Consider the following 12,906-nt stretch of genomic DNA (forward strand, 5'->3'; position numbering starts at 1 on the left):
AGGTAGTTATTTCAGTGCTTCGTATATCGCCTGCGGATCGTCTTCGGTCGTCAGCCTCCGCAACAGTTCTTCGTCCCCGAATACCTCGCCCAGCCGGGCCAGGATATCCAGATGGGCGTCCCCCACGCCGGCAATGCCCACTACGAGGTATGCCTTTTCGTCGCCGAACGCAACCCCGCCGGGGTATTGCAGCACCACGATGCCCGAGTGCAGGACGCACTTCTTGGCGTCGGACGTGCCGTGCGGAATGGCGATGCCCATGCCCATATAGGTCGTTGCCGACTCCTCGCGGCGCAGCATGGCATCCGCATATCCGGGTTCGACATATCCGCCCGCTGCGAGCAGTTCCCCGGCCCGCCGGATCGCGGCTTCCTTGGGTTCGGAGGAAAGTCCCGTTCGGATATTCCCGGGGCGCAAGACCTCGCCGGGAGACCGCCCCGCGGCATCGTCCGCCCTTCGCAGGCCGGCGTCGGAGGGCTGTGCGTCCGCCGTCCCGGCAGGCAGACCGCCGGCTCGGGGAAGGGTGTCCGCACCGTCCTGCTGCGCCACCCGGGCGAACAGGGCGTCGAGGGCCGGGTCGGCCAGGAAATTGTCGATCACGACCAGCGCGGCTCCTTGTGCCGATCCGGCGATCCGCCCGGCCAGCACGGACTGGCAGACAACGACGTCGGCATCGGCGGGAATGCCGTCCGCGGCACAGTTGCCGACCGCCGTGCCGATGCCCGCATCGGAGAGCCTTTTTCGAAACCGCGTGGCACCCAGCGCACTCGACCCCATGCCCGCATCGCAGGCGAAAACCACCTTGCGGATATGTGCCGGGAAGTGCAGCGCGGCCTTTACGGCGGGCGCCCCGCTCTGCGCGGCGGGGATTGCGCCTGTCGGCATATCCTCCGCAGCGGCGGCACGCCGGACGAAGGGCGCCGCCATGAGCAGCGACACCGCCGTGGAGATCAGCACCCCGGCCAGCACGACGAGGGTCTGGCCTTTGGGAGCCATGGCCAGCACCGAAATGATGCTGCCGGGCGAAGCCGGCGCCACCAGTCCGGCCCCGGCAAGCGAAAAGAACAGCAGCCCGGCGGCACTGCCCGCAACAGGGGCGAGGATCAGCGCCGGGCGCGCCAGGATATAGGGAAAATAGATTTCGTGGATACCGCCGAAGAACTGGATGATTACGGCGCCGGGTGCCGACTGGCGCATATTGCCGCGGCCGAAAAACCAGCAGGCCAGCAGTACGCCCAGCCCGGGCCCGGGATTCGTTTCCAGCAGGAACATGATCGACTGCCCGGTTTCGCGGGCCTGCTCGATGCCGATCGGCGAGAAGATGCCGTGGTTCAGGGCATTATTGAGGAACAGCACCTTGGACGGCTCGACCAGAAGCGACACGAGCGGCAGCAGTCCGTGGCGGATCACGACCTCCACGCCGTTGCTGACCAGCAGCGTCAGCCCCGTCACCGCACCGCCGATGACCCAATAGCCCAGTATGGCCAGCAGCATACCGAGGATGCCTATCGAGAAATTGCTCACGAGCATCTCGAAGCCCGCCTTTATGCGTCCCTGCGTAAGTTTGTCGAACCACCGGATCGTATACCCGCCCAGCGGGCCCATGACCATGGCTCCGATGAACATCGGGATGTCGCTGCCGACGATGACGCCCATGGCGGCGATGGCCCCGATTACGCCGCCCCGTTCGCCGGCGACGTTGCGCCCGGCCGTATAGGCGATCAGCAACGGCAGCAGGTAGGTCAGCATCGGGTCGACCAGGCGTGCCATCTGAGCGTTGGGCCACCATCCCGAGGGGATGAAGAGCGCCGTGACGAATCCCCACGCGATGAACGCGCCGATATTGGGCATGACCATGCCGCTCAGGGCCCTGCCGAATTTCTGTATTTGTTGTCGCATAGCTTTCTTTCTTGTATATAATACAAGGAAAGCGCGCGAATCACCTATTCCGCAGGCAAAGAATCGCCCTGTTTTTTTTCGGGCGGCGGCGGATTTTGCCTTTTATTGCCCCCGTACGGTGCCGCGCCGGAGGCTCCCGCCAACAAAAAACCGCCTCCCCGGTCAGGGAAGGCGGTTGCATTATTGCACGGGCAGGTTACATCATCTCTTCGTAGGCGAACTGCACGGCACGGTTCAGGATCGCGATGAACGGCTGCGTGCGGCGGAACTCCGCGAGGGTTCGCTCCAGCAGGTCGTCCGAGAGCAGGAACTCCTCGGTGATCTTCTTGGCAATATAGAAATCCTTGAGCTTCAGCATCTCGGCGTACTCACTGTCGGCAGGGAATCCCGTAGGCACCCGTTTGAGCTTGTTCTCTTCGACGATGCCGAATCCCTTGGCCTTGCGGATGGCCGCCGCGATTTGCGCACCGTTGTCGAGGATCTCCTCGCGCACGCTGCGCAGCACGACCGGCTCGGGGCAGTAGAGCCCCGCCGAAAGCAGGTTGCTCCACACCAGGCTGTCGCAGCAGGGTTCGATGTGGAAATAGTAGCCTGCAAACCCCGACTTCTTGCCCTTGGGCGCGATATACGCACCTATATATGTTTTATAGGGCGACTTGTCGGGACTGAACCGCGTGTCGCGGGCGATGCGGTAGGTGCAGTCCTGCACCCTGAGGCCGCGCACCGTAGGGTCGAACTCGGCGATCCCGGCGATGAGTTGCTCCGTGAAAGCCGCGAAGCGTCCCTTCACGTGCGCCCATTCGGCGCGGTGGGCGTCGAACCATGCACGGTCGTTGTTGTCGTGCAGGCGGCGGAAAAAGTCGATGACCTCTTTCATCCTACCGGAATTTTACCACGCGAAAAGCGGATAGCCGGCCATCAGGGCGTTCACGTCCTTGCGTACGGCGGCGATATTGGCTTCGTTCTCGGGGTCGTGCAGCACCCGGTCGATCAGGCCGACGATGTAGTCCATCCTGTCCTCCTTCAGGCCGCGGGTGGTGATGGCCGGCGTCCCGAAGCGCAGCCCCGAGGTCTGGAACGGCGAGCGGCTGTCGAACGGCACCATGTTCTTGTTGGTGGTGATGTCGGCCGCCACGAGGCACTTCTCGGCCAGCTTGCCCGTCAGTTCGGGGAACTTCGTGCGCAGGTCGACCAGCATCAGGTGGTTGTCCGTGCCGCCCGAAACGATCTTGTAACCGCGTTTAACGAACGCTTCGGCCATCGCCCGGGCGTTCTTCTGCACCTGCGCCTGATACTCCTTGTACGAGGGCTCGAGCGCCTCGCCGAACGCCACGGCCTTGGCGGCGATGACGTGTTCCAGCGGGCCGCCCTGGATGCCGGGGAATACGGCCGAATTGAGGATTTGCGACATCATCTTCACGGCACCCTTGGGCGTGGTGAGCCCCCAGGGGTTCTCGAAATCCTTGCCCATCAGGATAATACCGCCGCGCGGGCCGCGCAGGGTCTTGTGCGTCGTCGAGGTGACGATATGCGCGTATTTCACGGGGTTGTCCAGCAGCCCGGCGGCGATCAGGCCGGCCGTGTGCGCTATGTCCACGAGCAGCAACGCCCCCACCTTGTCGGCGATGGCGCGCATACGTTTGTAATCCCATTCGCGCGAATAGGCCGAGGCGCCTCCGACGATCACCTTGGGCTTGCACTCCAGCGCCTTGCGCTCCATGGCGTCGTAGTCGATGACACCCGTGGCCTCGTCGAGCTGGTAGCCCACGGCGTTGAAATACTTACCCGACATGTTGACCGGCGAACCGTGCGAAAGGTGGCCTCCGTGCGCCAGGTCGAGCCCCATGAAGGTATCGCCCGGCTGCATGCAGGCGAAGAATACCGCCATGTTGGCCTGTGCGCCCGAGTGGGGCTGCACGTTGGCGTATTCGGCGCCGTAGAGGCGGCAGATGCGTTCGATGGCGAGTGTCTCGACCTTGTCCACGACCTCGCAGCCGCCGTAATAGCGTGCCCCGGGATAGCCCTCGGCATATTTGTTGGTCAGCACGGAGCCCATGGCTTCCATGACCTGGTCGCTGACGAAATTCTCCGAGGCGATCAATTCGATGCCATGCATCTGACGGCTGCGCTCGGCGGCGATCAGATCGAAAATCTGGGTGTCTCTTTTCATATCGTTAAGGGTTTTACGAAATTCCGTTTACGGAGGGTAAAGTTAGTAATATTTGGCGAAAATCCGGCGGCGGCGGGACGTTTCAAAATATTTTTCTTAACTTTGTTCGTCTTTTGGACGAAAAAAGGAAAAACAGAATATTTTACCGAAACTCTTAATACGTTGAAAGTTATGAAATTACTCGAAGGAAAAGTGGCTGTCGTAACGGGTGCTGCCCGGGGCATCGGCAAAGCCATCGCACTTGAATTCGCCAAGGAAGGCGCCGACGTGGCGTTCACCGACCTGGCGATCGACGAGAACGGCAAGGCCACCGAGGCCGAGATCGCGGCGCTGGGCGTCAAGGCCAAAGGCTATGCCTCGAATGCGGCGAATTTCGAAGAGACGCATGAGGTCATCGACCGGATCGTGAAGGACTTCGGTCGCATAGACATCCTGGTGAACAACGCCGGCATCACCAAGGACGGCCTGATGATGCGCATGTCCGAGGCGCAGTGGGACGCCGTGCTGACCGTAAACCTCAAGTCGGCGTTCAATTTCATCCATGCCGTGACGCCCATTATGGCCCGCCAGAAGAGCGGTTCGATCATCAACATGTCGTCGGTGGTGGGCGTCAGCGGCAACGCGGGCCAGTGCAACTATTCGGCCTCGAAGGCCGGCATGATCGGCCTGGCCAAGTCGATCGCCAAGGAGATGGGCCCGCGCGGCATCCGCGCCAACGCCATCGCCCCGGGCTTCATCATGACCGAGATGACCGACAAGCTGCCCGACGAGGTGAAGGAAGGCTGGTACAAGCAGATCCCGCTCCGCCGCGGCGGCACGCCCGAGGATGTGGCCAAGGTCGCGCTGTTCCTCGCATCGGATCTCTCGTCGTATGTCAGCGGGCAGGTGATCCACTGCTGCGGCGCGATGAACTGCTAAAAGGCGGTACAGGCCATAGAAATACGGAAAACCGCGCCGCGAGACACCGGCCGAAAAGGAAAAGTGCCCGTCCGGACAAATCCGGCGGGCACTTTTCTTATATTCGCATCCTACCGGGAGTTCCGCACGCTTACGCTCCGTCGGCAGAAGCCTTTTCGCACCTCTTCGAGCCCGTCGCAGCGCTCCTGAAGCGGATCTCGTGCCCGCGGAACGGGCGCAGCCGGCGCCCCGGAATACAAGTTGCATCTTTTTTGCTATATTTGCCGTATGAAACGTCTGACAACCACCCTGGCACTCCTCGCCGCCGCGCTGTATGCGACGGCGCAGGAGGCTACGCTCCCGACACCCGACGCCAAGGCGCTCGGCATGGGCGGCGTAGCCATGACGACCCTGTCGGGTTCGCACGCCATCTATAATAACTCGGCGACGGCCATCTTTTCGCAGATGCCCTCGCAGGTCTCCTCGTCCTACTACGGGCAGGGCGAATTCGATTATTATGCCGTGACCGGGTTCTGCCGGTTCGACAACGTCAACCTGGCACAGATCGGCTGGCGGCAATACCTGCGCGAACGGGGCAACAACGACATGGCCGTCGACCTGGGCTATTCGCGCCGCCTGGGCGACAGGTGGGCCGTCGGCATCGTGGGGCGCTACATGCACCTCAAACGCCCCGACGACACGGCCGACGCACTGGCCGTCGACCTGAGCGCGGCATGGTCGATGCCGCTGGAGAACGTCGGCAGCTACTCCACGCTGCGCGTCGGCGGAAAGCTGGGCAACCTGGGCGGATACCTCGGGAAAACGGACTATACGCTGCCGATGGATCTCACGGCAGGCGTGGCGCTGGATACGTTCCTCTCCGATGCCCACGAAATAACCGTCGGGGCGGACTGGGGCTACTATTTCTCCCCGGCACGGGTGCGCGGGTTCCAGATGTCCGTAGGCGCCGAATACAACCTCATGCAGCTCATCCAGCTGCGGGCAGGCTACCACTACGGCGAACGGCGGAATTACTACCCCACCTACGGGTCGGTCGGCGCCGGCGTGCGGTTCCTGCACCTGCGCCTCGATTTCGCCTACCTGATCGCACGCAAGGAGACACTGCTGCACAACACGTACAGCATCAGCTTCGGTCTCGATTTCTAAGGGATTTCCGGAACATGAAAACACCGGCCCGGGTACTTCCGGGCCGGTGTTTCGCATTCCGAGCCGCGGTGCCGGCAGGGTTTTCCGACAAATGACACCTGCACCCGTCCGCCCGGTATTCCGGCAGCCTATTTCCCGAGGTGTGCGAGGATTCCCTCACAGCCGTCTTCCAGCATGTCGAGCACCAGCTCGAAGCCCTCGGCCCCTTCGTAATAGGGATCGGGAACATGATCCCAGCCGGGATGGCGGCTGAAAAACTCCCGCATACGGAAGATCCTGGCGGCATCCGCACGCGACGGCGCCAGCCGGTGTACGTGCTCGTAGTTGCGGTCGTCCATCACCACGATCATGTCGAATTTCCCGAAGTCCTCCTCGCGGATCTGCCGGGCACGGTGCGTCAGTTCGTAACCGCGGCGCGACGCAGCCCGCCGCATGCGGGCATCGGGCAGTTCGCCCGTGTGCCCGGCATATGTCCCGGCCGAGTCGACCGCAACCTCCGCCCCGAGCCCGCGTTCGCGGACGATGTGCCGCATGATTCCGTCGGCAGCCGGAGAGCGGCAAATATTCCCCAAACAAACGAAAAGTATCTTTGTTTCCATGGCTGCAAAGATAGTACAAGACGCGAGGAGTGCCAAATTTATCGGGTCGTGCCGTGCCGCTGCCCGTCCAAAAGGCGGAGCCTGTGCCGGCAACCCGCGGTATAACAAGTCCGACACGGCATACATCCTAAATTTATTTAATTTTAGAACCGACACACGAACCACACCCCCTGCGGCGGGGATCCCGAAGCCGCAATCATCGCATTGGAACGGCGGGCACTGGAGCGGTGGAACCAGGGCGACCCCGACGGGTTCCTGGAACTCACGTCCGGCGACGTAGTCTATTTCGACCCGGCTCTCGGACGCAAAATCATCGGCAAAAAAGCCCTCGGAGAGTACTACGGCACGGTCAGGGGCAAAGTCAGGATCGACACGTACCGGATGATCGACCCCGTCGTGCGGTTGTCGCCGGGCGCTGCCGTCCTGGCATACGATTACGAGGCCCTCAGGGACGGGCAGGTGTTCAGGATGCACTGCACGGAAGTTTACACGGCCGCAACGTCCGGCGGTTGGGAGATCGTACATACGCACTGGTCTTTCGCCCGGCAGGACGATTGAGGCGGTGCGGCGTGCCGGATATTCGCCGTGCGGGGGTTTGGAATGCAAATTGCACGGCACGGGGCATGGAAAAAAGAATCGGTGAACGGATCGCACAATGCAGGCACATGGATTGGGCCGTATTGTACATGCGCCTGTTCGCGGGAGGCATGATGTTCTTCCACAACATAGGCAAAATACAGGATTACAACGAGATCGTCAACTCGTATCCCTCTTTCGCATTCGCCGGCAGCCCGGCCGTATTCGTCATCGTTTCGCTGGTCGAAGTGGTGCTCGCCACCCTGATAATCATGGGTCTGTGGGTACGGGCATCGGCCATCGTCATGGCGGCGGGAATCCTCGGGGTGCTGCTCTGGGGCGCCCCGGGTTTCGGGACGCTGGCATTCACCTGGCTGGGGGTCTATGTGTTCCTGGCCATGTCCGGCGGGGGGCTCTATGCGTTCGACACGGCCCTTTTCCCTGCGAAACGAAAAAATTGAACGAAGAGAACAATATTAGATCGCCTGCCGGTCGGTATGTTGGCGGAAATATTGTAACTTTGTCCCGATTTGTTTTCATTTAAAACCAAAAAACAGAATATAATGAAGATGAAAGTAATCGCGATGCTGGCGGCCCTCTCGCTCACGGCATCCGCAGCCGCAGCACAGGAACTGCCGCGCAAAGTGAACAATGTCGAAGTGCTCGACCTCGACGGCAAACCGGCCAAGTTGCCGTACTGGGGCGAGAAGAACCTGATGATATTCTATGTAGACCCCGACCGCCACAAGCAGAACAACGACTTCACGGTCGAGCTGGAGGAGAACCACCGCGCACAGGGGGACAACATCTACGGCTTCGGGGTGATGAACCTCAAGGATGCACCGATGGTTCCCAACGGCATGGCCCGCAACATGGCCAAGAAGCGCACGGCCAAGAACGGCGCGCTGGTGCTGGCCGACCAGGATCGTATCCTGAGCACGGCATGGGAGCTGGGCGACTGCAACAACCAGTTCGTGCTGATGATCGTATCGAAGGAAGGCGAGCTGGTATTCCTGCGCAAGGGCGTGCTCTCGGAGCAGGACAAGGCCGATTTCTACGAAACAATCGAGAAGTACAAATAGCCGGATGCTGCGCAGGATAGCCGTTGTATGCTTCACCCTGGGCTGCGCCCTGCACGGACGGGCACAGGAGCAGGAGGTATACATCAACGGCAGCGATACGCTGCACTATACATACACCCCGCTTCCGGAGGAAGAGGAACCGCAGGCCGAAAAACGCCCGCCGTTCCTGCGCCGCGTCGTAAAATATTTCGAAGGTTCGACCACCGACCGCACGTTCGAAAAGAAGATCGACTTCACCTTCGCGGGGGGCCCGAGCTACTCGAAGAATACGAGCCTCGGCATCGGGCTGCTGGCCGCGGGCCTCTACCGCATCGACCGTACGGACTCGGTGACGGCGCCCTCGGACATCTCGATCTTCGCCAATGTCTCGATCTCGGGGTTCTATGCTCTGGGGGTCACGGGCAACAACATCTTCGCCCGCAACAGCAAACGCATCGACTACACGGTAATGTTCGCCTCGGCGCCCCGCGACATGTGGGGCATCGGCTACCACGACGGGCGGTATAACGAAGAGGGGTCGTACAACGAAAAACGCTACCTCGTGAAGGGGCGCTACCTGCACCGCGTGCTGCCCAACACCTATGTGGGCGGCATCCTGAGCTTCGAGCACACGCAGGGCAAGAAATTCGACGCCCGCAGCGAGCGTTACCTGTCGCAGTACGGACAGAAGACGCACTACACGGCCACCGGCATCGGGGCCATCCTCGAGTACGACTCGCGCGACTTCATCCCCAACCCGTACCGGGGCATCTATGTCAGCCTGGAGGAGACCTTCTTCGCCAAGGGGCTGGGCAACTGCGGCAAGTCGCTGTGGCGCACGACCTTCACGGCCGACTGGTACCGTCAGGTATGGAAAGGGGGACTGATCGCCACCGACCTCTACGCGGAGTTCAACTCCGAAGGCACCCCGTGGCCGATGCTGGCCCGCATGGGCGGTTCGCAGCGCATGCGCGGCTACTACCAGGGGCGCTATACGGACAACGACATGATTACCTTCCAGGTAGAGTTGCGCCAGCGCATCTGGCGGCGTATCGGCTGCACGGTATGGGGCGGTGCCGGCAACGTATTCGAGAGCCTCGACCGGTTCGACTGGTCGGAAACGCTTCCCAACTATGGCGTCGGCCTGAGGTGGGAGCTGAAAAAACGGGTCAATGTGCGGCTCGATTACGGCTTCGGCAAGAAAACCAGCGGGTTCCTGCTGAGCCTGAACGAAGCTTTTTAGGTTAGTAAAGATATGAATGCTGATCCGAATAAAAATAACAGGCGACGGACGGTCAAAACCCGCAGCCGTTTCACCACGCTGCTGACCGTCTATTTCTTTGTCGCGCTGATTATCCCCAACTGCGTGCTGGCCAACACCGAACCCTACTCCGTATGGACGGTCGAGGCGCTGATACTGATGCCGTTGGGATTTTATATGATGTGGAGCGTGGCACTGCGCCGTTCGGGCATAATGATCTGGCTGGCGTTCCCGTTCATTTTCCTGTGCGCGTTCCAGATCGTGCTGCTGTACCTTTTCGGCAACTCGATCATCGCCACGGACATGTTCACCAACCTGGTGACGACCAACCCGGGCGAGGCGGGCGAGCTGCTGAGCAACATCTACCCCTCCGTGATCCTGGTCTGCGTGATGTACCTGCCGCTGCTGTGGTTCGCCGCGCGCGAAATCGGGCACAAACGGCAGATATCGCGCACCACGCGCATGAACGTCGGGCTGACCGGGGCGGTGCTCATGGCGCTGGGCATGCTGGCGCTGTGGCCGGCCTACCGCGTGAGCGAAGACCGGCACGTGCTGCGGGACGAGATCTTTCCGCTCAACGTGCTCTACAACGTACACCTGAGCGCCACGGAATTCTGCAAGGCCTACAATTTCGAGGAGACCTCGGAGGATTTCACCTACGGTGCGTCGCGCACGGCCCAGGCGCCGGGGCGCGAGATATACGTCTACGTCATCGGCGAAGCCTCGCGTGCGATGAACTGGCAGTTGTACGGTTACGACCGCGAGACGAATCCCCGCCTTTCGCAGGTCGATGACCTGATCGTTTTCCGCGACATGCTCACGCAGAGCAACACCACGCACAAGAGCGTGCCGCTGATCCTCTCGTCCGTTGCGACCGACGAGCACCCCGAACTCTACCGCCGCAAGGGGCTCCCGGTGCTGTTCAACGAAGCCGGTTTCGAGACCTGGTTCATCTCCAATCAGTCGCCGCAGGGCGCCATGATCGACAAACTCGCCCGCGACGCCGACCACCTGATCTATATCCGCTCGCCGCGCCACGACATGCAGCTGCTGGACGAGGTGCGCCGCGCCGTGGAAAGCAACAAGGCGCAGAAGATGCTCTTCATACTCCACTGCTACGGCTCGCACTTCAGCTACCACCAGCGTTACCCGCGCGAGTTCGCGCATTTCCGCCCCGACGACGACGTGGCGATCTCGCGGGAACACGTGCAGACGCTCCGCAACGCCTACGACAATTCGATCCTCTACACGGATTTCTTCCTCTCGGAAACGATCCAGTACCTGCGCGGACTGCGCGGGACTTCGTCGGCGCTGCTCTACTGCGCCGACCACGGCGAGGACATCCTCGACGACAGGCGCGAACGCTTCCTGCACGCTTCGCCCACGACGACGGCCTACCAGCTCTACGTCGCTTCGCTGGCGTGGTTCTCCGACGCTTACCGGCAGAATTTCCCCGACAAGGCCGCTGCCGCCGAGGCAAACGCCACGGTACCCGCCACGACCCACGCGCTGTTCCACACCATGGCCGACATGGCTTCGATCCGGGGGAATTACATCGACACGGGCGTGTCGCTGGTCAACGCGGGCTACGACCGCACCCGGCCGCGCCGTTATCTGAACGACCACAACGAGGCCGTACCCTTCCGCAAGACGGGCCTCGCCGGGGAGGACATGGAGGTATTCCGCAAATTCGGCATCGAGCCCTGACCTGCACCCGTGCCCGCCCGGCTTGCCGCGGGAGCACTCCGCATGCGGCACGAAAACAACAAAGGCTGCCCGCAAGGACAGCCTTTGTTGCGTCTTTGTAGTCGGCGATTATTTCGCAGCCTCTACGGAAACCTTGCGGAATTCCTTCATCAGCTTCGAAATCTCCAGTGCTGATTTGCGGGCACGCGTACCGGCGGCCTTGTTGCCTTTCTCTACCTGTGCTGCTGCATTTGCTGCGAATACTTCGTATTCGGCATTGATCTTTGCTACTAATTCTTTCATAACTTTTATATTAATTTGGGTTTGTTATCAACGCAAAGATATAAAAATTATCTAAACATCATCATTTGCAGCCAAAAAAATCAGCTTTTTTTAGCATAAAACCCCCTTTTTAACTAACTCTCACCCTGTTCACGGTACGTTTTTTGTCCCTGCAAGGGCGTAAAACATCCCGGTATGAACAGACTTTTCCTTATCACGGGGCTGCTCGCCGTACTCCTTGCGGGGTGCCGCAGGCACAAGCCCCAAACCGCCATGCCCCCGCTCAGGGTCGGCGTGGCCGAAGCCGTCACGGACAGCGTCCCCAACCGCATGGAGTTCATCGGTTACCTGGCGAGCAATTTCGACGCGGTGATCCAGCCGCGCGTGAACGGCTACCTGCTTACGAAGCAGTTCGCCAACGGCATGCCCGTGAAGCGCGGGCAACTGCTGTTCACGATCGACCCCGACCAGCTCTCGACCTCGATGCTCGCAGCCGAGGCCGCCCTGCAATCGGCCCGGGCACAGGCCGTCGAAGCCCGCAACAACTACGACCGCGCCGTGCCGCTGGCCAGGATCAACGCCATCAGCCAGTCGCAGTTAGACCAGTATACGGCCCAGTACAAAGCCGCCGAAGCCACCGTCCGCTCGGCCGAGCAAACCCTCAGCAGCGCCCGCATGAACGTCGGCTACACGGAGCTTCGCTCGCCCATCGACGGCATCATCTCCAACACCTCGGCACACGTGGGCGACTACGTGGGGCCGGGCACGCAATTCGGCGTGCTGACGACCATTTCGAACATCGATACGCTGACCGTCGACGTGGCGATCCCTATGGCGCAATACCTGCGCGCGGCGGGGCCGCGCACCTCGATCTTCGACAACGCGGGGCTGCTTACCGACATCCGCCTGATGCTGGCCGACGGCACGGTATACCCCTACGAGGGGCTTTACGACTACACGCGCAAGGACGTGTCGAGCACGACCGGGACGCTCGTGCTGGTGGTGATGTTCCCCAACCCCGACCGTTCGCTCAAACCCGGGCAGTTCGCCCGTGTGGAGGCCAGCGTAGGCCCCGTACGGCCGCGCGTGGTCGTTCCGCAGGCGTGCGTGAGCCAGGCGCAGGGCGTCAACTCGGTCTGGGTGGTGCGCACCGACAGCACGGCCATGTACCGCCGGGTGATCCCGGGTGACACGTACGGGTCGATGTGGTGCATCGACGAAGGGCTCATCGACGGGGAACTGGTGGTAACGGCCGGACAGCAGAAACTGCACGACGGTATGAAGGTCATCCCCGAAAAAAAGTGACGC

At 61.4% G+C, this 12,906-nt stretch carries 13 protein-coding genes; 8 read left to right on the top strand and 5 right to left on the bottom strand.

Going from position 1 to position 12,906, the window contains the following annotated elements:
• Positions 1-6: 6 nt before the first annotated feature.
• The 3 genes from DW189_RS02940 to glyA all read right to left on the bottom strand — a co-directional run bounded on the left by DW189_RS02940 (position 7) and on the right by glyA (position 4,069).
• Positions 7-1,899, bottom strand: coding sequence for a PTS mannitol transporter subunit IICBA (locus DW189_RS02940; RefSeq protein WP_117506810.1), 1,893 nt, complete (start codon positions 1,897-1,899; stop codon positions 7-9).
• Positions 1,900-2,095: 196 nt separating this feature from the next.
• Positions 2,096-2,776: a DUF2461 domain-containing protein gene (locus DW189_RS02945; RefSeq protein ID WP_117506811.1), complete on the bottom strand. Its 681-nt coding sequence runs from the start codon at positions 2,774-2,776 to the stop codon at positions 2,096-2,098.
• A gap of 12 nt (positions 2,777-2,788) precedes the next feature.
• Positions 2,789-4,069: a serine hydroxymethyltransferase gene (gene glyA / locus DW189_RS02950; protein WP_117506812.1), complete on the bottom strand. Its 1,281-nt coding sequence runs from the start codon at positions 4,067-4,069 to the stop codon at positions 2,789-2,791.
• A gap of 171 nt (positions 4,070-4,240) precedes the next feature.
• Here glyA and fabG point away from each other — a divergent pair, with 171 nt between their 5' ends.
• Both fabG and DW189_RS02960 read left to right on the top strand, forming a co-directional pair.
• The gene (fabG, locus tag DW189_RS02955; protein WP_018696030.1) at positions 4,241-4,987 is read left to right on the top strand and encodes a 3-oxoacyl-[acyl-carrier-protein] reductase; all 747 of its coding nucleotides are present in this window, start codon (positions 4,241-4,243) and stop codon (positions 4,985-4,987) included.
• Positions 4,988-5,254: 267 nt separating this feature from the next.
• The gene (locus tag DW189_RS02960) at positions 5,255-6,133 is read left to right on the top strand and encodes a PorV/PorQ family protein (RefSeq protein WP_022333184.1); all 879 of its coding nucleotides are present in this window, start codon (positions 5,255-5,257) and stop codon (positions 6,131-6,133) included.
• Between the two features lie 128 nt (positions 6,134-6,261).
• On the opposite strand, the gene DW189_RS02965 is transcribed toward DW189_RS02960, so the two are convergent.
• Complete coding sequence (locus DW189_RS02965) at positions 6,262-6,732, bottom strand: low molecular weight protein-tyrosine-phosphatase (protein WP_055201853.1); 471 nt, start codon at positions 6,730-6,732, stop codon at positions 6,262-6,264.
• 204 nt (positions 6,733-6,936) lie between these two features.
• On the opposite strand from DW189_RS02965, the gene DW189_RS02970 reads away from it, so the two are divergent.
• The 5 genes from DW189_RS02970 to DW189_RS02990 all read left to right on the top strand — a co-directional run bounded on the left by DW189_RS02970 (position 6,937) and on the right by DW189_RS02990 (position 11,337).
• Entirely contained in the window at positions 6,937-7,290 is a 354-nt protein-coding gene (locus DW189_RS02970; RefSeq protein ID WP_232045561.1) for a nuclear transport factor 2 family protein, read from the top strand.
• 65 nt (positions 7,291-7,355) lie between these two features.
• Positions 7,356-7,769, top strand: a complete 414-nt coding sequence (locus DW189_RS02975; protein WP_032135665.1) for a DoxX family protein — start codon at positions 7,356-7,358, stop codon at positions 7,767-7,769.
• Between the two features lie 102 nt (positions 7,770-7,871).
• Positions 7,872-8,390: a hypothetical protein gene (locus tag DW189_RS02980; RefSeq protein ID WP_055201849.1), complete on the top strand. Its 519-nt coding sequence runs from the start codon at positions 7,872-7,874 to the stop codon at positions 8,388-8,390.
• A 4-nt stretch (positions 8,391-8,394) separates the two neighbouring features.
• Positions 8,395-9,612 carry a BamA/TamA family outer membrane protein gene (locus tag DW189_RS02985; protein ID WP_018696037.1) on the top strand — a complete coding sequence of 406 codons (1,218 nt, stop codon included), beginning with the start codon at positions 8,395-8,397 and terminating at the stop codon, positions 9,610-9,612.
• Between the two features lie 12 nt (positions 9,613-9,624).
• Positions 9,625-11,337, top strand: a complete 1,713-nt coding sequence (locus DW189_RS02990; RefSeq protein WP_117506814.1) for a lipid A phosphoethanolamine transferase — start codon at positions 9,625-9,627, stop codon at positions 11,335-11,337.
• 108 nt (positions 11,338-11,445) lie between these two features.
• Here the strand turns inward: DW189_RS02990 and DW189_RS02995 are convergent, their stop codons facing one another.
• Positions 11,446-11,619, bottom strand: coding sequence for a histone H1-like protein Hc1 (locus DW189_RS02995; RefSeq protein ID WP_018696039.1), 174 nt, complete (start codon positions 11,617-11,619; stop codon positions 11,446-11,448).
• 174 nt (positions 11,620-11,793) lie between these two features.
• Here DW189_RS02995 and DW189_RS03000 point away from each other — a divergent pair, with 174 nt between their 5' ends.
• Positions 11,794-12,903: an efflux RND transporter periplasmic adaptor subunit gene (locus tag DW189_RS03000; RefSeq protein ID WP_117506815.1), complete on the top strand. Its 1,110-nt coding sequence runs from the start codon at positions 11,794-11,796 to the stop codon at positions 12,901-12,903.
• Positions 12,904-12,906 lie beyond the last annotated feature (3 nt).

Source organism: Alistipes sp. AM16-43, from assembly GCF_003435745.1.
In the GTDB taxonomy this organism is placed as follows: domain Bacteria; phylum Bacteroidota; class Bacteroidia; order Bacteroidales; family Rikenellaceae; genus Alistipes; species Alistipes onderdonkii.